This is a genomic window from Phaeobacter sp. SYSU ZJ3003, assembly GCF_041300735.1.
Taxonomy (GTDB): Bacteria; Pseudomonadota; Alphaproteobacteria; order Rhodobacterales; family Rhodobacteraceae; genus Phycobacter; species Phycobacter gallaeciensis_A.
The window spans coordinates 16,888-36,123 of the sequence record NZ_PXNU01000040.1; the positions used below are offsets into that span (position 1 = coordinate 16,888).

Annotated in this window: 20 protein-coding genes; 9 read left to right on the top strand and 11 right to left on the bottom strand. The window is 59.4% G+C overall.

Annotated elements, in window-relative coordinates; genetic code table 11:
- Positions 1 to 71 precede the first annotated feature (71 nt).
- The gene (locus C6W91_RS15030) at positions 72 to 1,004 is read right to left on the bottom strand and encodes an IS5 family transposase (protein WP_370571000.1); all 933 of its coding nucleotides are present in this window, start codon (positions 1,002 to 1,004) and stop codon (positions 72 to 74) included.
- Positions 1,005 to 1,500: 496 nt separating this feature from the next.
- Here C6W91_RS15030 and C6W91_RS15035 point away from each other — a divergent pair, with 496 nt between their 5' ends.
- Entirely contained in the window at positions 1,501 to 2,520 is a 1,020-nt protein-coding gene (locus tag C6W91_RS15035) for an IS110 family transposase (protein ID WP_370571001.1), read from the top strand.
- 551 nt (positions 2,521 to 3,071) lie between these two features.
- Here the strand turns inward: C6W91_RS15035 and lpdA are convergent.
- The 7 genes from lpdA to C6W91_RS15070 are packed head-to-tail and all read right to left on the bottom strand — an operon-like array spanning position 3,072 to position 11,011.
- Positions 3,072 to 4,451, bottom strand: a complete 1,380-nt coding sequence (gene lpdA, locus C6W91_RS15040; RefSeq protein WP_370571002.1) for a dihydrolipoyl dehydrogenase — start codon at positions 4,449 to 4,451, stop codon at positions 3,072 to 3,074.
- A 3-nt stretch (positions 4,452 to 4,454) separates the two neighbouring features.
- On the bottom strand, positions 4,455 to 5,744 hold the full coding sequence (locus tag C6W91_RS15045) for a dihydrolipoamide acetyltransferase family protein (protein WP_370571003.1): 1,290 nt from the start codon (positions 5,742 to 5,744) through the stop codon (positions 4,455 to 4,457).
- A gap of 2 nt (positions 5,745 to 5,746) precedes the next feature.
- Positions 5,747 to 6,760, bottom strand: a complete 1,014-nt coding sequence (locus C6W91_RS15050) for an alpha-ketoacid dehydrogenase subunit beta (protein ID WP_370571004.1) — start codon at positions 6,758 to 6,760, stop codon at positions 5,747 to 5,749.
- A gap of 1 nt (position 6,761) precedes the next feature.
- A complete protein-coding gene (locus C6W91_RS15055; RefSeq protein ID WP_370571005.1) occupies positions 6,762 to 7,997 on the bottom strand; it encodes a thiamine pyrophosphate-dependent dehydrogenase E1 component subunit alpha in 1,236 nt (411 codons plus the stop codon).
- On the bottom strand, positions 7,994 to 8,761 hold the full coding sequence (locus C6W91_RS15060; protein ID WP_370571006.1) for an SDR family NAD(P)-dependent oxidoreductase: 768 nt from the start codon (positions 8,759 to 8,761) through the stop codon (positions 7,994 to 7,996). Before C6W91_RS15060 ends, C6W91_RS15055 begins: the two co-directional genes overlap by 4 nt.
- Complete coding sequence (locus C6W91_RS15065; RefSeq protein ID WP_370571007.1) at positions 8,758 to 9,909, bottom strand: acyl-CoA dehydrogenase family protein; 1,152 nt, start codon at positions 9,907 to 9,909, stop codon at positions 8,758 to 8,760. Before C6W91_RS15065 ends, C6W91_RS15060 begins: the two co-directional genes overlap by 4 nt.
- A 4-nt stretch (positions 9,910 to 9,913) precedes the next feature.
- Positions 9,914 to 11,011, bottom strand: a complete 1,098-nt coding sequence (locus C6W91_RS15070) for an acetyl-CoA C-acyltransferase (protein WP_370571008.1) — start codon at positions 11,009 to 11,011, stop codon at positions 9,914 to 9,916.
- A gap of 71 nt (positions 11,012 to 11,082) precedes the next feature.
- Between C6W91_RS15070 and C6W91_RS15075 the strand changes: the two genes are divergently transcribed.
- The 7 genes from C6W91_RS15075 (at position 11,083) to C6W91_RS15105 (ending at position 17,295) form a co-directional block, all read left to right on the top strand.
- Positions 11,083 to 11,607, top strand: a complete 525-nt coding sequence (locus tag C6W91_RS15075; RefSeq protein WP_370571010.1) for an Lrp/AsnC family transcriptional regulator — start codon at positions 11,083 to 11,085, stop codon at positions 11,605 to 11,607.
- Between the two features lie 232 nt (positions 11,608 to 11,839).
- Positions 11,840 to 12,937 (top strand): TRAP transporter substrate-binding protein DctP, encoded by a 1,098-nt coding sequence (dctP, locus tag C6W91_RS15080; protein ID WP_370571012.1) that lies wholly within the window; start codon positions 11,840 to 11,842, stop codon positions 12,935 to 12,937.
- 60 nt (positions 12,938 to 12,997) lie between these two features.
- The gene (locus C6W91_RS15085; protein ID WP_370571013.1) at positions 12,998 to 13,537 is read left to right on the top strand and encodes a TRAP transporter small permease; all 540 of its coding nucleotides are present in this window, start codon (positions 12,998 to 13,000) and stop codon (positions 13,535 to 13,537) included.
- A gap of 29 nt (positions 13,538 to 13,566) precedes the next feature.
- Complete coding sequence (locus tag C6W91_RS15090; RefSeq protein ID WP_370571031.1) at positions 13,567 to 14,814, top strand: TRAP transporter large permease; 1,248 nt, start codon at positions 13,567 to 13,569, stop codon at positions 14,812 to 14,814.
- Between the two features lie 12 nt (positions 14,815 to 14,826).
- Complete coding sequence (locus C6W91_RS15095; protein ID WP_370571014.1) at positions 14,827 to 16,095, top strand: FAD-dependent oxidoreductase; 1,269 nt, start codon at positions 14,827 to 14,829, stop codon at positions 16,093 to 16,095.
- Between the two features lie 33 nt (positions 16,096 to 16,128).
- Positions 16,129 to 16,521 carry a RidA family protein gene (locus C6W91_RS15100; RefSeq protein ID WP_370571015.1) on the top strand — a complete coding sequence of 131 codons (393 nt, stop codon included), beginning with the start codon at positions 16,129 to 16,131 and terminating at the stop codon, positions 16,519 to 16,521.
- A 57-nt stretch (positions 16,522 to 16,578) separates the two neighbouring features.
- On the top strand, positions 16,579 to 17,295 hold the full coding sequence (locus C6W91_RS15105; RefSeq protein WP_370571016.1) for a helix-turn-helix domain-containing protein: 717 nt from the start codon (positions 16,579 to 16,581) through the stop codon (positions 17,293 to 17,295).
- A 304-nt stretch (positions 17,296 to 17,599) separates the two neighbouring features.
- Here C6W91_RS15105 and C6W91_RS15110 read toward each other — a convergent pair whose 3' ends face one another.
- From C6W91_RS15110 to C6W91_RS15120, 3 genes are all read right to left on the bottom strand, one after another.
- Positions 17,600 to 17,827: a hypothetical protein gene (locus C6W91_RS15110; RefSeq protein WP_370571017.1), complete on the bottom strand. Its 228-nt coding sequence runs from the start codon at positions 17,825 to 17,827 to the stop codon at positions 17,600 to 17,602.
- A gap of 167 nt (positions 17,828 to 17,994) precedes the next feature.
- Entirely contained in the window at positions 17,995 to 18,252 is a 258-nt protein-coding gene (locus C6W91_RS15115; RefSeq protein ID WP_370571018.1) for a multiprotein-bridging factor 1 family protein, read from the bottom strand.
- A 124-nt stretch (positions 18,253 to 18,376) separates the two neighbouring features.
- A complete protein-coding gene (locus C6W91_RS15120) occupies positions 18,377 to 18,637 on the bottom strand; it encodes a hypothetical protein (RefSeq protein WP_370571032.1) in 261 nt (86 codons plus the stop codon).
- A gap of 202 nt (positions 18,638 to 18,839) precedes the next feature.
- Between C6W91_RS15120 and C6W91_RS15125 the strand changes: the two genes are divergently transcribed.
- Positions 18,840 to 19,193, top strand: a complete 354-nt coding sequence (locus C6W91_RS15125) for a hypothetical protein (RefSeq protein WP_012187165.1) — start codon at positions 18,840 to 18,842, stop codon at positions 19,191 to 19,193.
- The last annotated feature ends 43 nt before the right edge of the window (positions 19,194 to 19,236 follow it).

The following is a 19,236-nucleotide window of genomic DNA, read 5'->3' on the forward strand; positions in this document are numbered from 1 at the left end:
AGCTCTGGTCGGTTTTGCAAGCATTGTTGCAGAACCCAGCAACTGAGCGAGTTTTCCCTTTCCCATTGAGTTCAGGCCACGCGTTCGATCTCGGCCATGCCGAGTTCGTTGAAGCGGTTCATGAGAGCGATACGGATGTGGATTTCGGCGGTCTGGCGGTCGCGGTCTCGTGAGGCGATGCGTTCGCCGAAGGATTTCAGGCATCGCATCTTTGCCTCGATCCGACTTCGGGCATGATAGCCGGTCCATCGCTTCCAGATGGCTCGCCCGAGGTGCCGGGTGGCGCGCAGGATCTCGTTGCGAGCCGTCGCGGCCGGACAGTCTTCTTTCCAAAGGCGCCCGTTCTTGCGAATGGGGATGACGGCGGCGGCGCCTCGATCCAGGATGGCCGTATGGCAGCGGCGCGTGTCGTAGGCGCCATCACCGGTCACGGTGCAGATCTGTTCCCCTGGCGGTGCCTGGCTCAGCAGTTCGGGCAGGACCGGACTGTCGCCTTTGTCGCTGGAGGTGAACTCCACCGCCCGAATATCGCCGGTGCCGGTGTCCATCGCCAGATGAACTTTTCGGTATTGGCGCCTGCGATGGGTTCCATGCTTGCGGGCCAGCCACTCGCCATCGCCGAGGAACTTGATCCCGGTACTGTCTACCAACAGGTTCAGCGGGCCTGCCGCGCGACGGCCCGATATCTGGACGGTGATGGATTTCTGGCGGCGGCTCAGGGTGGAAAAGTCGCGCACCGGCCAGTCCAGCCCGGCCATCGTCAGGATGCTGCCCACCATCCCGGTCGTTTGCCTCAACGGCAGGCCGAACAGCACTTTCACCATCAAACAAAACTGGATCGCCGCATCCGAGAAAACAGCAGGGCGACCGTTGCGACCGGCCCTGGGTGCCAGCCACACCATGTCCTTGCCCAGCCAGATCAGCAGCGAGCCGCGCTGCTTCAGCGCGTTGTTGTAGGACTTCCAGTTCGTCGTGCGGTAGCGGGCGGGTCCGGGCTTGCTCATGCGAGCCTCTTAACCCACCGGATTCTCAAGGTGAATCCTCATTGGTCAAGTTCTGCAACAATGCCTCCCAGGGGCATCCTTTGTGCAACTGAACAGCCCCAATCACCTGCTCTTTGCGACAGAGCCGGATTTTGACAGAATGATAGCAAGTATCGACGACTTCATTCGAACTTAGCCTGCAATTCTTCGGTCAGCCCATGCTGAGAGTCCGCTGCCCGTGGTGCAACCTTTAGTGTCATGTACCTTGAGTGTCCGCATAGGCCTGTGAGCGGTAAAATGCGTCTGCAGCTTCCGGGGCGGGCAAAGACGGCGGCAAAGGGCTCATCCTCCTCATTCGCCGCGCCGGTCATCAATGGCCGGTCTCCGACGCGAAGGCCGTTCGCCGCACCGGGTTTGAACTGGTAAAGAGCGGATGGGGTGGATGGCGTCTGCTCCCAACCGCCGCGCATTGCGGCAAACTGCGGAAGTCATCTTCTGACAGGAAAGGAGCCCCACCATGGAAGTCACGACAGTAGGATTGGATCTCGGCAAGGACGTTTTTCAGGTTCACGGCATTGCGTCCGACGGCACTGTTGTCTTCAATCGTTCGATCCGGCGCAGACAATTACTCAAGTTCTTCGAAGCGCTGCCAAGTTGTTTGATCGGTATTGAAGCATGTGGATCAGCGCATCATTGGGCGCGTGAACTGATTGCTATCGGGCACGATGTGCGCCTGATGCCTGCGGTCTATGTCAAGCCATATGTGAAACGCGGAAAGACGGATGCTGTCGATGCGGAGGCGATTTGCGAGGCGGTCACGCGGCCGACGATGCGGTTTGTTGCCGTTAAGTCGAAGGAACAGCAAGCCCTGCTTACGATGCATCGGGTGCGCCAGCTCATCGTCCGCCAGAAAACCCAGATGCTGAACGTGATCCGCGGTCTCCTTCGGGAATTCGGCCATGTGATCGGGAATGGGCCGGTGGCGGCGATGCGCTTCGTCAAAGCTTTCCAGATTGACGATTGCCCCGACATACCGGATGTGGCGAAGAGCATGCTCAAGACGCTTTGCGACCAGGTTGTTGCTCTCGATGACCGGGTGACCTTTTACGACAAGCTGATCGAGTATCATTCCCGGATCGATGATCGTGCAAAGCGCATCAGGACAGTTCCTGGAGTCGGCCCCATCACCGCCTCGGCCATTGTTGCCACCATCGGCGACGGTAAGCAGTTCAAGAACGGACGCGAGTTTGCCGCCTGGCTCGGGCTCACGCCGTTGAACAGGTCGAGTGGTGGCAAAGAACGCTTGGGCCGGATCAGCAAGAAAGGAGATCGCTATATACGCAGGTTGCTGGTGATCGGCATGACATCACAGGTTCAACGCGCCCGCGGATATCCGGAACGTGTGCATCCCTGGATCATGCAATTGCTCGAACGCAAACCAATGCGTCTCGCAACCATTGCAATGGCCAATAAGGCGGCCAGGATCATCTGGGCGATCCTCACCAGAGACACCTATTACCGGCAAGCTGCAGCGTAACCCTAAAGGAACAAGAGGAATTGCAAGACGAATGCCATGATGGCACGTGCGGTCATCCGAGACCCCGGGAACCCGAGCTTTGTCCTGAACTTTCAGGTTCGCGCTGCCGATTGGGACCGGGTTCACGGAACCCATCAAGGCCAGCGGTTCAATCGAATGCCGCGATCAAAGGCCGGACACAGGACTGTACTGACCAGCCGCGCTGTCAATGCATTTTCTCCTTGCAAAGCAGACGCCATCCACACAGGACAAAGTTGCCTTTTGCTCACGCGGCTAATGCTCACGCAGAAAACTCTCGCTCCCGCAGCGCGAGACTTTCGGCAGCGCGGCGAGTTTCGCGTTTGCGGTCATTCCAACCCGCGGAATTCGGCCGGGATTAGGCATCCCTTTCACTGCAATCAGATCGGACAAAGGAGAAGTGGGAATATGAGATCATTGCCATTTCAGCTGTCACAAGATGAGTTTGCGTTCCCGTCCGCCTAAAACAACGCCACGGATTGTCGTGGGTTTCACGTTTTTCAGGCATGATTGATCAGATGCAGTCTTCTTGATTATATGTGTAAAGCTCGAGACTGCGCCTTTAGTACACTTTCTTGAATGGTTTCGCCCAGTGTAGGATGCGCGTGTATCGTGTCCGCGATATCTGTCAGGGTCGCCCCCATTTCGAGCGCCAACGCGAACTCGCCCGACATTTCCGAGACACCAAAACCGACGGCATGAAGGCCAAGCACCAGTTCGTTTTCAGGATCGAACACGACCCGCACGAACCCGTCGCTGCGCTCCATCGTCATGGACCGACCATTTGCAGCGAACGGAAAAACGCTTGTCTTCGATCCCTCGATGTCATTTGGCAGCGCCCCCACGGTGACGATCTCCGGGTCGGTAAAGCATACCGCCGGAACGGCGCGTTTGTCCCAAACCGAAGATTGCCCGGCTATATGCTCGGCCACGATCACGCCCTGCGCCATGGCGCGATGCGCCAGCATGGGATCCCCTGTTACATCTCCTATGGCATAGACACCACGCATCGAGGTCGCGCAATGATCGTCGATCGCCAGGAAGGAGCCATTCATCGTCAGGCCCAGCTCGGTCAGTCCAAACCCCTGGGTCACTGGCGCACGACCCACCGTGACCAGCACCTTGTCCGAGGGGATTTCCAGGTATCCGTTGGGGCCCTCGGCCAGAAGCGCGCTTTCGTCCTCGGACAGCCCCTTGGCCCTTGTCGACAGATGCAGCTGGATCCCAAGCTCCTTCAGACGGGCCGCAACCGGCCTGGTCAGCTCAGCGTCATATTGCGGCAGGATACGATCTGCGAATTCAACAACCGTGACCTCGGCCCCAAGCTTGGCTATGGCCGTGCCGATTTCCAACCCGATATAGCCACCGCCCACGATGGTCAGCCTGTTCGGCACCTCCTGCAGGTCCAGCGCCTCGGTGGACGAGATGACCTTGCCGCCGAAGGGCAGCGACGGCAGTTCGAGCGGTTTCGATCCCGTCGCGATCACCAAGTGTTCGCAGGAAATGCGTGTTGGGCCCTCGCTGGTCGAGACCTCCACCGTCTTGCCGTCGATGATCCGCGCCTGCCCGTTCACATAGCGGGTCCTGGCTTTCTTGAGCAGGCTGGCAACACCGCCGGTCAGGCGTTTGACGATGCCGTCTTTCCAGGCAACCGTCCTGGCCAGGTTGATCTGTGGCGCTTTCGCGGAAATACCAAGTGCATTTTCACCGGTAAAGCCGCGCACTCTGGCGAATTCATCTGCAGCGTGAATGAGGGCTTTCGACGGGATGCACCCGACATTCAGGCAGGTGCCGCCGGGCTTTTCCGCCTCGATAACGATCGTGTCGATGCCCAATTGCCCGGCACGAATGCCGCAGACATAGCCGCCCGGGCCCGCGCCGATGATCAGAAGCTTGCAGGTTTCAGTTTTCACGGCTCAATCCTCCATAAAGATCAGCGCCGGGTTTTCCAGCAGGGTCTTGATGCGCTGCACGAATTCCGCGGCGTCCCAGCCGTCGATCACCCGGTGATCGAAACTGGCCGAGATGTTCATCATCTTGCGCGGCACGAACTGGGCGCCATCCCACATGGGCCGAACCGCCATCTTGTTGATGCCCACAATGGCCACCTCGGGATGGTTGATGATCGGCGTCGTCGCAATCGCACCAAGCGGGCCCAGCGAGGTAATCGTGATGGTCGAGCCGGTCAGCTCGTCGCGGGTCGCCTTGCCAGTGCGCGCGGCTTCGGCCAGGCGCAGGACTTCGCCGGCCAGATCAAACGGCCCAAGCGCCTCCGCATGACGCATGACCGGTACCACCAGACCCTTGTCGGTCATCGTGGCAATTCCGATATGCACCGGGCCATGCCGCCGGATAATGCCCGCATCGTCGTCGAAATGCGCGTTCATCTCGGGGTGCCGGTCAATCGCACGGCACAGGGCAGCGCTGACAAATGGCAGCATCGTCAATTTCGGCTTGTCACCCTTATCCGCATTCATTGTCGCGCGCAGGTCTTCGACCGCGGTTACGTCGATCTCTTCGACCACGGTGATATGGGGGATGCGCGTATTGGCCAGCGACATGGCTTCCGAGATCTTGCGGCGCAGGCCGACGACCCGGATTTCTTCCACGCCGTCGCGGCGCGCGCGCCCGGGTCTGGGCGCTGCGGCCACCCCGGGGCCGGCGGCGAAAACTGCGTCAAGATCGCTGTTGGTGATCCGCCCGGCCGGGCCGCTTCCCGCCACCTGCCGCAGATCGATGCCTGCGGCCCGCGCCCGTGCCCGCACGGCCGGAGCGGCCAGCGGTGCCACGCCTTCGGGGCGCGGGGCCCGCGCACTGCCCGCGACAGGCGGCACGGCGGGGGCCGGTTTCGGTTCCGGTGCCTTTGGCGCAGGCGCGGGGACCTCGACCTCGGGCTTGAGGTCCTTTGGTGCGGCGGGCGATTCCGCCGTTTCGTCCGCATCCGATGCGGCCGCGCTGCCTTCGCCTTCGTGCTCGATCGACAGAAGCGTGGCCCCGACGACCAGCGTCTCGCCGATATCGGCGCCCAGCTCCACGACCTTGCCGTCGAAAAGCGACGGGATTTCCACCGTGGCCTTGTCGGTCATGACCGCGGCAAGCACGTCATCCTCGCGGACGACGTCACCCACCTTCACATGCCATTCGACCAGTTCGACCTCGGCGACACCTTCGCCGACATCCGGGACCTTGATGTTGCTGATACCCATGATCAATCCTCCATCGCCAATTTCAGTGCGGCGGCAATTCGTTCGGGGCCGGGGAAGTAATCCCATTCCTGCGCGTGCGGATAGGGTGCATCCCATCCGGCGACCCGCTGGATCGGTGCCTTGAGATGCCAGAAACAGGTCTCCTGAACTTCCGCGATCAGTTCGGCGCCAAAGCCGCTGGTGCGGGTCGCCTCATGCACGACGACACAGCGCCCGGTCTTTTCGATCGATGTCCGTATTGTATCGAGATCCAGCGGCAATAACGTCCGCAGGTCGATGATCTCTGCATCGACACCGGCCTGTTTCGCCGCGGCCTCGGCAACATAGACCATCGTGCCATAGGCCAGGATCGTGACATCGTTGCCGGGCTGACGCACCTGGGCCTTGCCCAGCGGGACGGTGTAATGCCCCTCGGGCACCTCGCCTGCATCATGTTGCGACCAGGGCACCGACTTGCCGGAATGATCGCCATAGAACGGCCCGTTATAGATCCGCTTGGGCTCAAGGAAGATCACCGGGTCGGGGTCTTCGATGGATGCGATCAGCAAGCCCTTGGCGTCATATGGGGTCGATGGAATCACGACCTTGAGCCCTGCGACGTGGGTGAACAGCGCCTCGGGGCTCTGGCTGTGCGTTTGGCCGCCGAAAATGCCGCCGCCGGTGGGCATCCGCACCACGATCGGACAGGTGAATTGTTCGTTCGAGCGGTGCCGCAGGCGCGCCGCCTCCTGCGTGATCTGGTCATAGGCGGGATAGACGTAATCGGCGAACTGCACCTCGACGCAAGGCCGCATCCCCTGCGCGGCCATGCCCACGGCAAGGCCGACAATGGCACTTTCGTTGATCGGCGTGTCGAACACCCGCTCTTCGCCGAATTTCTCCTGAAGCCCGGCAGTGCACCGGAACACCCCGCCGAAAAAGCCGACATCCTCGCCGAAGACGAGCACCGATGCATCGTTGCCCAGCTTCACATCCATAGCGCTACGCAGCGCCTCGATCATGCTCATACGGGCCATATCAATACCCCATCTCTTGTCTCTGTCGGCGCAGGTGCTCGGGCATGCCGGCATAGACGCCGCGGAAAATCTCAGCGGGCGAAATCGGCTGCGGGTTCACGAATGTCCCGTGTTTCTCGACCTCCTTTTGCACCGCCATCACTTCGTCCAACAGTTCCGCCTCGGCCTGCGTATGGCGTTCTTCGGTCCAGATGCCGCGCCGGATCATATGGGCCTTGAGGCGCTCGACCGGGTCGCCCAGCGGCCATGCCTGCGCCTCGTCCTTGGGGCGATAGGCCGAGGGATCGTCCGAGGTGGAGTGCGGAGCGGCGCGATAGGTGAACCACTCGATGGCGATCGGTCCATACCCGTTGCGCGCACGTTCGATCGCCCAACGGCTAACGGCGATGACGGCAAGATAATCGTTGCCGTCCACCCGCAGGGCGGGGATGCCATATCCCAGCACCCGCTCGGCATAGGTTTTGCTCTGGCCGCTCGCGACACCGGTATAGGTGGAAATGGCCCACTGGTTGTTGACGATGTTCAGGACGACGGGCGGTTGATAGACCGAGGCCGACAAGAGCGCCGAATTGAAATCATTGGATGCGGTGGCGCCGTCGCCGATCCAGCCTGCCGCGATCTTGCCGGTGCCACGCAAGGCACAGCCCATGGCCCAGCCCACGGCCTGCACAAATTGCGTGCCCAGGTTGCCGGAGATAGAAAAGAAGCCATAGTCTCGCGCCGAATGCATGATTGGCAGCTGTCGACCCTGCAGCGGGTCGCAATCGTTGGAGTAGATCTGCCCCATCAGGTCTTGCAGCGGATAGTCCGCCGCGATCAGAAGCGGCTGCTGTCGATAGGTGGGGAAGTTCATGTCGTTCTGCTCAAGCTGGCGCTGAAACCCGCAGCCGATCGCTTCCTCGCCGGTGCATTGCAGATAGAACGAGGTCTTGCCCTGCCGCTGCGCGTTCAACAGGCGTTTGTCCACCGCCCGCATCTTGAGCATGTCGCGCAGCCCTTGCAGCAAGGCCGTGTCGCCGAGATCGGCGATGTAATCGGCCCAGGGGCCAACCGCGTCGCCCTGATCATCGAGAACGCGGATCATGCCCTCGGCGTAGTCGTGACTGTCGGCGGCCTTCAGGTCCGGCGGCGGCACATCCACAATGCCCGCCTCAGGGATATCGATGACCGAGAAATCAGGAGCTTGGTCCGGACGCGCGGGGGGATGGGGAAAGTTGAGCTTTATCTTCTTGGTCATTTTGCCTGCATCCTTGTTGCTGCGTCCAAACGGATAACCTCGCCATTCAGCATGACATTGCGCGCGATATGCAGCGCCAGATCCGCGAACTCCTCGACCCGCCCGAGGCGCTGCGGAAACTCCGAGGTGCGGGCGAGCGCATCCTGAACCTCCTGCGGAAATCCCGTGACCATCGGTGTCGCGAAGATACCGGGCGCAATGGCGACAACGCGGATGCCGGTCTTGGCTAGATCGCGGGCCATGGGCAGGGTGAGGCCGACAACGCCCGCCTTGGAAGAGGCATAGGCCAGTTGTCCCATCTGGCCTTCATAGGCGGCAATCGATGCGGTGTTGATGATGACACCTCGTTCGCCATCGTCGTTCAGAGGATCGGCTTCGGACATGCCGAGTGCGGATTGGGTCGCGACGTTGAAGGTTCCGATCAGATTGACGCCGACGGTTTTCGCATAAAGGGCCGGGTCATGCGCCGCGCCGCGGGATACGGTCTTAGCCGCGGGCGCGATACCTGCGCAGTTAACGCAGATCCGTTCCTGTCCCTGACGCGCGCGCAACGCGTCCAGCGCGGCACTCACCGCCGAGGCATCGGAAATATCGCATTGCGCGAATATTGCACCGGTCTCGGCCGCAAACGTCTGCCCAGCATCCGCGTTCATGTCCAGAATGCCCACGGGGACGTCTTGCGAACGCAGTGCTTTTGCCACGGCGACTCCAAGTCCGGAGGCGCCCCCGGTGATTACGGCGGGGGTGTCTGCACCGATCCTCATGGCTGGTACCTCCTTTTCAGGTCGCGGGAGATGTTGATGCGCTGGACATCCGAGGTGCCCTCGTAGATCTGGCACACGCGGACGTCGCGATAGATCCGCTCCAGCGGGAATTCCGAAAGGTAGCCGTACCCACCCAACGTCTGGATCGCGTCTGACACGGCCCGCTCTGCCATCTGGCTGGCCGTCAGCTTGGCGATGGAGGCTTCGCGCAGACAGGGCTGGCCCAGATCCTTGAGCCGTGCGGCATGCAGGACCAGCTGCCGTGCGGCCTCGATCTGTGCGTCCATGTCGGCAAGCCGGAATGCAACCGCCTGATGCTCGAAGATCGGCTTGCCAAAGGCCTGACGCTCCAGCGCATAGTCGGTGGCATAGTCCAGCGCCGCTTGCGCCATGCCGACCGATTGCGACGCAATGCCGATACGCCCCGCTTCCAGCGACGACAGCGCGATCTGAAGCCCTTGCCCCTCGTTACCGATCAGTGCGTCTGCATTCACCTTGAGGTCATCAAAGGTCAAGGCACAGGTATCAGAGGCTTTCTGGCCCAGCTTCCTTTCCGGTTCGGCCACGGTGAATCCGGGGGTGCCCTGTTCCAGGTAAAAGGCCGATATCCCCTTTTTCCCCGCCGCCGGATCGGTCGCGGCAAAGGCGATCGTTGCCCCGCCGATCCGGGCCGAGGTGATGAACTGTTTCGCGCCGTTCAGGACGTAGCCGTCGTTCGTGCGCACCGCCCGCGCCTTGATCGCGGCGGCATCGGTGCCGGTTCCCGGTTCGGTCAAGGCAAAGCAGCCGATGAATGCGCCCTGTGCGGCGGGCTTCAGCCAGTTGTCCTGTTGCTCCTTGCTGGCGAACCGCTGCAGGATCGCACAGAACGGTGCATTGTGAACTGACATCATCGTCGAGACGGCTCCATCGCCGGACGCAATCTCCATGAGCGCCAGCGCATAGGATACATAGTCGGCTCCGACGCCGCCCATCTCCTCGGGCACTGTCATGCCCAGAAATCCCAATTGTCCCATCTCGTCGATTATTTCGGGTTCGATCCGGCCTGCCGCTTCCCGGTCGGCAGCTCCCGGCGCCAGCTTGTCCTGTGCAAACTGCTGGGCCATGTCGCGGATCATCACCTGTTCTTGCGTGAGGATACCTTCCATCTGATCACTCTCTTTCAATGGCGACCGCCAGGGCCTCGCCGCCACCAATGCAAATCGCGGCCACCCCGCGTTTCAGGTCGCGCTGTTCCAGCGCATGCAGAAGCGTGACGAGGATGCGCGCGCCCGACGCGCCGATGGGATGACCCAAAGCGCAGGCGCCGCCGTTCACGTTCATGCGTTCATGATCGATTTCGAGGTCGTGCATGAATGCCATGGCGACCACGGCAAAAGCCTCGTTGACCTCCCACAGATCGACATCGGCAACGCTCCAGCCGATCCGTTCCAGCAGCTTGTGCGTGGCCGCGACCGGCGCAGTGGTGAACCATCCGGGCTCTTGCGCGTGACCGGCAAACCCCACGATCCGCGCACGGATTGGCAATTTTTGCGCCGCGGCGGCGTCGCGCGACGCCAGAACCAGGGCTGCGGCACCATCCGAAATCGAAGACGCATTCGCCGCGGTCACCGTGCCATCGCTGGCAAAGGCCGGTTTCAGCAGCGGGATCTTGTCAAGACGGGCATTGCGCGGCTGTTCGTCAGTCCGGGCCACCTTCTCGCCGCCACGGGTCTTGATCGTCACAGGTGCGATTTCACCTGCGAAGGCCCCGTCATCGCTGGCGGCCAGAGCTCGGTTGAGCGAGGCCACGGCATAGGCGTCCTCCAGCCCGTCAAAAAACATGTGATCCACCATCTTCGCATGCCCAAGACGCGCGCCGGACCGCGTGTTCGGAGAAAGGTAGGGGGCATTTGACATGCTCTCCATGCCGCCCGCCACGACAAACCGGCTGACCCCGGAGGAAATCTGGTTGCAGCCCTGGATCACCGCCTGCATGCCAGAGCCGCAGACCTTGCTGACCGCCGTGGCCGGCGTGGACAGCGGCAGTCCGGCGCCAAGGCTTGCCTGACGGGCGGGGGCCTGGCCCACGCCGGCTGGCAGGACGATGCCCATGATGGTTTCATCAACGTCATTACCTTCGATCCCGGCGTCTGCAAGCGCGCCGCGAATAGCGACTGCGCCAAGCTCCGTAGCTTTGAGCCCGCCGAGTTCTCCCTGAAACCCGCCCATCGGCGTGCGTTTTGCGCTGCAGATAACGGCGTCTGACATCCATGTTCTCCCGATCGCATTCCAATTCTGCCGCAATATCGCATGAGTCGCTCGGCTGATTTTCCTAAAGGATGGACAAAACCACCGAAATTGAGCATGAAACAGCCAAGCACCTTCTTACTATGAGGATAACCATGCTGAAAATTGATGATGTGGACATGCGCATCCTTCGCGCGCTGCAGGCTGATGGCAGCAAGACCGTCACCGAGATCGCCGAGCAGGTCGGTATTTCCCAATCCCCATGCTCCCGGCGGATCATCCAGCTACAGGAAGCGGGGATCATCAGGGGCAAGACCGTCGACCTTGATCGCAGACGGCTTGGCTTCAACGCGCTGGTGGTAGCGCGGGTCAAGCTGAACAAACATGACCGGACGGCGCTTGAAGCTTTCCGCCGCGCGATCCGCGGCATTCCGGAAATTCAATATGCCGTCCTACTCCTGGGCGGCTTCGACTATCACCTTCACATTGTCGTGCGGGACATCGACCACTATCAGGCGCTTGTGCAGGACAAGCTTGTCTCGCTGCCCGGGGTTCAGGAAATGGAAAGCTCGGTCATCCTGGACGTCGTCAAAAAGACGACAGCGCTGCCGATTTGATGTGCCGCGCCAACATCCGGCCAGCGAATGTCACCGAGCGGCGTCCGGACTATCGTCATGGAACTTTCACCCAAGTTCGCAATTTTTCGAATATGAAAAATTTATTGACTTAAGTAAATTCGCCTCTCTATCGTGCCCCCCATGTCGCCGGTCCGAACGGATTCGCGGGCGACAGCACCAGATCTGCCCGTCGCATTGGACGACGCGCAACACAGACCGGGAGGAATACCAAATGCCAACAACTGATACCGCTGGCTCGACAGCGTTGCGGATTGCCCGCAAGACGGCCCAGGCTGGCGCCGCCGCGCTGCTTCTTGCAGGCACTGCCCATGCAGCAGACTACGAAATGGTCATCGGACACCTCTACCCCGAGGATCCGATGAGCAACGAAGTGCAACCCAGCCTGCTGCATTTCGAATCCCTGGTGGAAAGCGCCACCGGAGGGGCCATCGACGTACAGATCTTTGCTGGCAGCCAGCTTGGCAACGAAGTTGAATCGGGCAAACAGACACAAGCGGGCCGCACCATGCAGGCGACTGTGATGTCGTCAGGGGCGATGTCGTCGTTCTTTTCTGACTACCAGATCATCACCTCACCGTTTCTGTTCAATGACTACCTGACCGCACGTGCCTATTTCGACGGCGAATGGCACGCAGACTTCATGAAGGGCGCGATCGAGGAAAGCGGGCTGCGGTATCTGGGGACGTTCGACGATGGCGGCGGGTTTGTTGCCTTGACGACCAACAAGCGACTGGTGAAAACCGTCGAAGACCTCGAAGGCCTGAAGATCCGAGTCGAGGAAAACCCGGCGCATGTGGCGATCATGAAGGCGCTCGGTGCCTCGGCCACCCCCCTGCCCTGGGGCGAGGTCCACACCGCCCTGTCCACCGGGCTGGCGGATGGTCAGTTCAACGCGCCGGGCATCTCGACCGCCTACAAGCTCTATGAGGTGACCGACTACACCACGCTCAGCGGCCACGTTTACAACTCGACGACCTTCGTGGTCAGCGAAAAGTGGTTCCAGTCCTTGCCCGAGGAATACCAGGAAGCGATTTCCGTCGCGGCACGCGAAGCGGTGAAAATCGGCCACGGTATCGCGGCATTGCAGGCCATCAACGGCTGGACGGAAAGCTGCAAGGTATTCGATGAATGTTATGTGCTGCCCGCTTCAGAGCGCACCAAAATGGCCGAAATTGCGCGCCCTGCTTGGCGTGAATGGGTCACCAACGACTTTGGTGTGGACGAGGCACTGGTCGAAGAATTGTGGGCCGAAGTGGCACGCATCTCTGCTGCCGAGAAAGCAACCAGCGTCAGCCTTTACGCTGATTGATCCTGCTGTCGCGCAGCCCGGGCATGTCCCGGGCTGCGTTTATTTACATCGGAGATTCACATGGCCTGGCTTGCTCGTTTCAGCGCGCGCCTCAACGTGATCGTCACGTTCGTCTGCGCCGCTCTTCTGGTCTTGATGCTATGCATTTCGTTTTCCGGAGCACTCTATCAGGCGATTGTCGGCGAAGCGCTTAGCTGGACCTATTCTCTGGCCAGACAGTTTGTTCCCTGGATCGCGCTGCTTTCGATAACCGTCGCCCTTCGTGAGGGCGAGCATGTCGCGATGAAAATGGTTATCAACGCAATGCCCGCATTTCCGTTCAAAGTTCTTCAGGCGATAACGATTGCCGCGCTTGGTGTTCTCGGCCTTGTTTTGCTGGTTGCCGGAATTCAGTTCACAATCGAATCCGACCAATTGGTCATGATCAGTGACCAGCTTCAGTTCTCGCAACGCTGGGTGACGGCAAGCCTCCCGGTTTCGGGTGCGGTGATCCTGATCCATCTCACAGCCGGACGCGCCTTGATCGAAGAAACGCCCGTATATGCAACCGACGCCTTGGTCACAGATCAAGAAACCAATAAGAATTCGGAGATCCGCTGATGCCCCTCGTTATATCCGTCTTCGTCCTGATGCTGTTGATAGGCGCACCGGTCGGTCTTGTGATGGTCTTCGCAGGTGGCGCCGGCGCTTTGTCGCTTGGCGGTTTGAACTACCTGATCATTGTGCCCGACAGGATGTTTTCAGGCGTTTCCTCTTTTGTTCTCATCGCGGTTCCCTATTTCATCTTCACCTCCGAACTGATGAGCCACGCAAGTTTGACCGAGCGGCTGATCGCCTTCAACAATGCGCTGTTCGGGCGCATCAGGGGGGCCCTGAGCCACGTGAACGTCACTGTCAGCGTGTTCTTTGCCGGGCTGACGGGGGCCGCTGTGACCGATACGGTATCCATTGGCCGCATTCTCATTCCCGCAATGAAGGAAGAAGGCTATTCCCCCGAATACAGCGCGGCCGTCACGGCCTGTTCTTCCATCATCGGGCCGATCATACCGCCCAGCATCATCATGGTCGTTTATGCGACCATCCTGCGCGACGTTTCGGTGATTGACCTGTTCGCTGCCGGCATCATCCCGGGCATCCTGATGGCGGGTTCCATGCTTGCGGTCAGCATATTCCTGGCATGGCGCAAGGGCTTCCCGCAGCACGAGCCTACCGCGCTGTTTGCTGCATTCATGGCCTTTGTCGTTTCGCTGCCTGCGCTGATGGTCCCGATCGTTATCCTCGGGGGCATTCTGTCCGGCCTGACCACCGTCACCGAGGCATCGGCCTTTGCCGCGGTCTATACGCTGCTGGTCGGCGCCTTGCTGTACCGCCGCCTGAGCTGGGCAAAGGTTTGGGACGCTCTGGTCGTCACGATCCGGTTTTCCGGCGTCGTGTTCTTTCTGCTGGCGGCTTCCGCGGTCCTGTCATGGTTCGTCGTCCGCTCAGGCCTTGCGCGGGATGCAGCCGATATCATTTCAGCCGTGTCAGATAGCCAAACCGTGCAACTGCTCCTCGTCATCGCGTTTTTGATCCTGCTGGGCACCGTCATGGACGTGCTTCCGGCTTTGGTGGTGGTCGGTCCGATCCTGCATCCCACCATGGTTGGGCTGGGCTTTGACAGCCTGCATTTCGCGATCATCATGATCGTCACCCTGAACGTGTCAAACATCACGCCACCCGTGGGAATGACGTTGCTCACCGCTGCAAAGATCGCCGAAGTGCCGACGGAGCGTGTCATCGTTGCGGCCATTCCGTTCTTCATCGCCGTTATCGCCGCAATCCTGTTGCTGGCTTTTGTTCCTTCGCTGTCGCTCTGGCTGCCATCGCTTTTGGACTAAGGGGTTCCATCTGTGACCAAAAAAGTCGTTGTCATCGGGGCCGGGCTTGCAGGCCTTCAAACCGCGGTTTTCCTGCAGCAGGAAGGCATGGATGTTACGGTGGTCGAGCGCCGTGAAGGGCCCGCGCTGGAAACCAGTTTTGCCAATGGCGGGTTGATCACGCCCAGCCATTCAGCGCCGTGGAATTCGCCCGGCATCTTCAGGGTGCTTTTGTCCGCGATCGGCAACCCTTCATCGGCAATCTATGTCAAGACCTCGGCAATTCCGCAATACGTTCGGTGGGGGCTGAGTTTCGTCCGAAACTCCACGCCCGCACGATTTCGTCAGACGATCGAGCGCAATGCACGCCTGAGCCACTATTCATTGGATCAATACAACGCCCTGCGCGCGTCCCTCGATCCCGCCATGGACGGAGACAGTCTTGGCACGATCATGATGTACCGCAATTCCACGAGTTTCAGGAATGCGGAGATCGCCAATGGCATCGTCGAGACCGCCGGGGTTGATGTGACCAGGTGCTCGGCATCCGAGCTGGTCCGTTTGGAACCTGCCCTCGCCGAGATCGAAGACAACTTGGTGGGCGGGTTCTACTACAAAGGTGACCAGCACGGCGATGCCCATCAGTTTTGCGGGTCATTGGCCGGTCACCTGGCCGCAGGCGGGGCCAGTCTGCGCTATGGCGAGACGGTAACCGACATCGAGCTTTCAGGCGACGAGATCACCGGTGTGGTCACCGACAAGACGCGCCATCCGGCTGACGCAGTTGTGCTTGCCGCAGGCTTCTGGAGTGCGGCGCTTGGTCGAAAGCTGGGTCTACGGCTGCCAATCAAACCGGTCAAAGGGTATTCGGTGACCTATGATGTCAAAGGGTGGAACGGCGCCCCGAAAATCCCGGTGGTAGACGATGCGCAACATATCGGTCTTACACCGCTTGGTGATCGTATACGCTTTGTTGGCTCAGCCGAATTCAGTGGGTATTCACCAGAAATCAATCCGGCCCGCATCGAGAACCTGCGCCGCGCGGCATTCGCAACATACCCGGGCGTGCGCGATCTTGTCGAAGACGCAGAGCCCCTGACAACCTGGTGTGGACATCGTCCGATGACACCGGACTGCCTGCCGATCATCGGGCGACAAGGACCGCGAAACCTGTATCTGAACATCGGGCACGGGTATCTCGGCTGGACCACGGCCAGTGGCACGTCTCGTGCTGTCAGCGACCTGATCGCAGGACGACAACCCGGCCTTCAGATATCTGATTACTACCCGAACCGATTTTGACACCAAATCAGACACCAACCATAGGAGCCAAACATGACAATCGAGAGACTAGGCGGCGCCGTCACCCTTGCCGATGGAACACCAGTGCCGTTGTCAAAGGCGGTTCGAGCAGGTGATTTCATATTTCTGTCCGGCCAGCTTGGATTCGGGTCCGATGGCAAGATTGTTGAGGGCGGAATCGCCCCGCAAACGCGTCAGTGCCTGATATCGATCGAAAAGTTGCTCCAGGACATGGGCGCGAAGTTGACGGAGGTGGTCCGTGCGACGGTCTGGCTGACCGATACCCATGACTTTGCCCGTTTCAACGCGGTTTACGCAGAGTATTTCGCGGAGTCGCCTCCTGCGCGATCGACGGTCTGCTCGGCTTTGATGTTGCCGGATGCGAAAGTCGAAATCGAGGTCACCATCTTCAAGCCGTGGGGATAATCGGCCGCAGGCTTATCGGCGGAGTAACTAGTGCGGGCAGGCGCAAGGGCAAATGCGATGTCGCAACTGCTTGTTCCCCTGATATTGGCGCTGTATCTCGAATACCACGGCCCGACACTCATGCTTGAAGGAGAAACAATGAACGTTTCCGCTACGAAAGCACAGCCTGACGAGCAGACCTTTGGGCAGCGTCTCAAAGCCAGGCGCAAAGCTCGCAGTTTGACTCTGACTGAATTGGCTTTGCGGTCGTCGGTTTCCGCCTCGACAATATCAAAGATAGAAAACGGAGGTGTATCGCCAACTTATGACGTTATTTTGAAGTTGGCAGAAGGATTGGCTATTCCGGTCAGAGAGATGTTTGGCGAGACTATAATAGATACCAATGAAGATCCACGACCGAGCGGTTGGCAGGTTGTCGGTCGACCGGATGATTATGATTTGCTGGACACCGAGAATTACGAACACCGCTACTTGTGTTCTAGTCTGAAGACAAAACGCCTGCTTCCCGTGCTGGTGAAGTTAAAAGCGGGGTCGATCGCCGAGTTCGGTGAACTCGTTCGCCATGACGGCGAGGAATTTATTTTTGTGCTGCAAGGCAAGGTCGAGTTGCACAGCGAATTCTATGCAACAGTTGTATTGAACGTGGGCGATTATGCTTACCTCGATAGCACCATGGGTCACGCATATGTATCAGGATCCGATGAAGACGCTGAAATACTTTGTATTTGCGCGGGACAAGTTTCGTTCGAAAGTGACGCGAAAATTGTAATTTAGAAAAGCTTGACTGAGAGGGCCGTCACAGGGCTGACATGCGTCCAGAAGGGATCACAGGCTTACGTTAACCCGATAGTTAATTTGCTCAAATCTGCTGCGTTCCGTGTCAATGATCGGTTTTCGCGATGCTTAGCAGCATGTGAAATCACGCAGTCGCAGAAAGCCTTGTGCCGCAAGCGCGCGCATCATGAAATTCGAAATCACAGGATGGGCTCAGAGTCAGATTTCGCCGGGTGCGACCCCAATGTCCGGTATGCCGGCCGACCCCAACCATCAAATATGAACTAGCGGCTAGCTGAAGAGCCTATCCGCTTTTGCCGCTTCCGATCCGCTTCAAACCATCGAAGTCGATTTCCCGCTTCTGTTCCGCAGTGAGATCTGGCCGGATTTCCGACACCGGCTGAGGCCCGTGGACGTCCCACATCACCGCATGCGCGCCTGTCGTCCATCGATACACCCAACCAACAATGCTGCACCCATCGGTCCCGATCAGATTGGCGATCGCGACGCCCTCACCTTTATCATCGTTCACTGTTTACTGACTTCCTGCACTTTGGCTCTTCTTTTGCGGCGTGACGTGCCTTGGTGCTTGCTTGCACCGCATGCCGCGCTTGGGGGATGTTGGCTAACTGCTCTTCCTGAAAGAACTCACTTCACTTGAGGACGCGCGAAGTCGAGCATCCCAAAAATTCTATGTTGTCAAATCTTGTGGTCGGGCTCCGTGGCGGCTTCGACAATCGACAGGACTTCGTTTTTGTCAAAGCCAATGACCCTCGCCAGAACTGTAAACTCCACGACGTCGATACGTCGCTCGCCGCTTTCGAGGCGTGCCACAAATGACTGGGGGCGTCTAAGCTTCGCCGCCAACTGCTGCTGGCTGAGACCCGCATTCTGTCGTGCATCAACCAACGCACGGACGAGCGCCAATTGGCCATTTGTTCTGATTGTTTTTGCCACGCGTCACATACCTTTTGTGACGTCGCTAGCGGATGAAATCTGTTATCTAAAAAGTAGATATTTGAGGGTGTTATCGGCCTCTGGTTTCCAAGGGGTGCAAGTCTGGTGCGTGCCCAGAGGCCCATCAATCCCCCACCAGTTCCAGAAACCGCCCGTAGTCCTGACTGACCTCACGGGCTTCCTCAAAAGCACGCCCACGCTCCTGCTCGAGGCAGCGGAAGTAGTCCTGGGTGTCGGTGATGTAGACCTCAAAGTCCCGACGGATGATGTCGGCATAATCCCGGGCGGCCTGCGAATCGCTTGGAACGAAAGGCCGGACCGGAGCGAGACAAGACTCGGCCTGGCTTGCGACCGGAACGAGCATCAGCAAGGCCACAGCCTGCATCTTCACCCATCGGCTCAACCGCAGGTTTCTGAAACCCCTATTTTCCTTGATAGACGCCAATGGCCGTGCCTAGAGTTTGAGTAACCGAGATACAGCCGTATCTGCCGCATTATATCTTGCGGTTAATAATATACTATCGTAACTCTGGGCTTCAAGTGGGAATGCCCGTCGTTGCGCGTTTGAAGAAAGCGTGAGCCGGGCCATGAACTGGGACATCGAAGCACCAAATGTGGTTACGGAAGCACGTTTCCGCGAACTCGTGGAAAGTGGCTATAGCGCTGAAATCCTGTGCCAGGAGTCGGCACACAAGAAAGGCCCGAGTTATTACGGGGTCTGGATCATGCGCGTCGTCTCTGACGAGGGCGTGGAAAAGCTGCTGGTCACGGCCCGCACCCGGACAACCTATAACGACATCAAGATCCGCGAGTTCAAAACCATCACGGGCGTGGTCTCCTTCCTCATCGGGATCGGCTTCTCCCATGCCGATGTTCCGCTCGAAGAAGGCCAAAGGACGACGCACAAGCTGGCTGCGACCGACAAGGGCGGCAGCAAGTAGTCTTTTTCTCTTCTGGTTCCTGACGGGTCCCGCCACTGCCCAG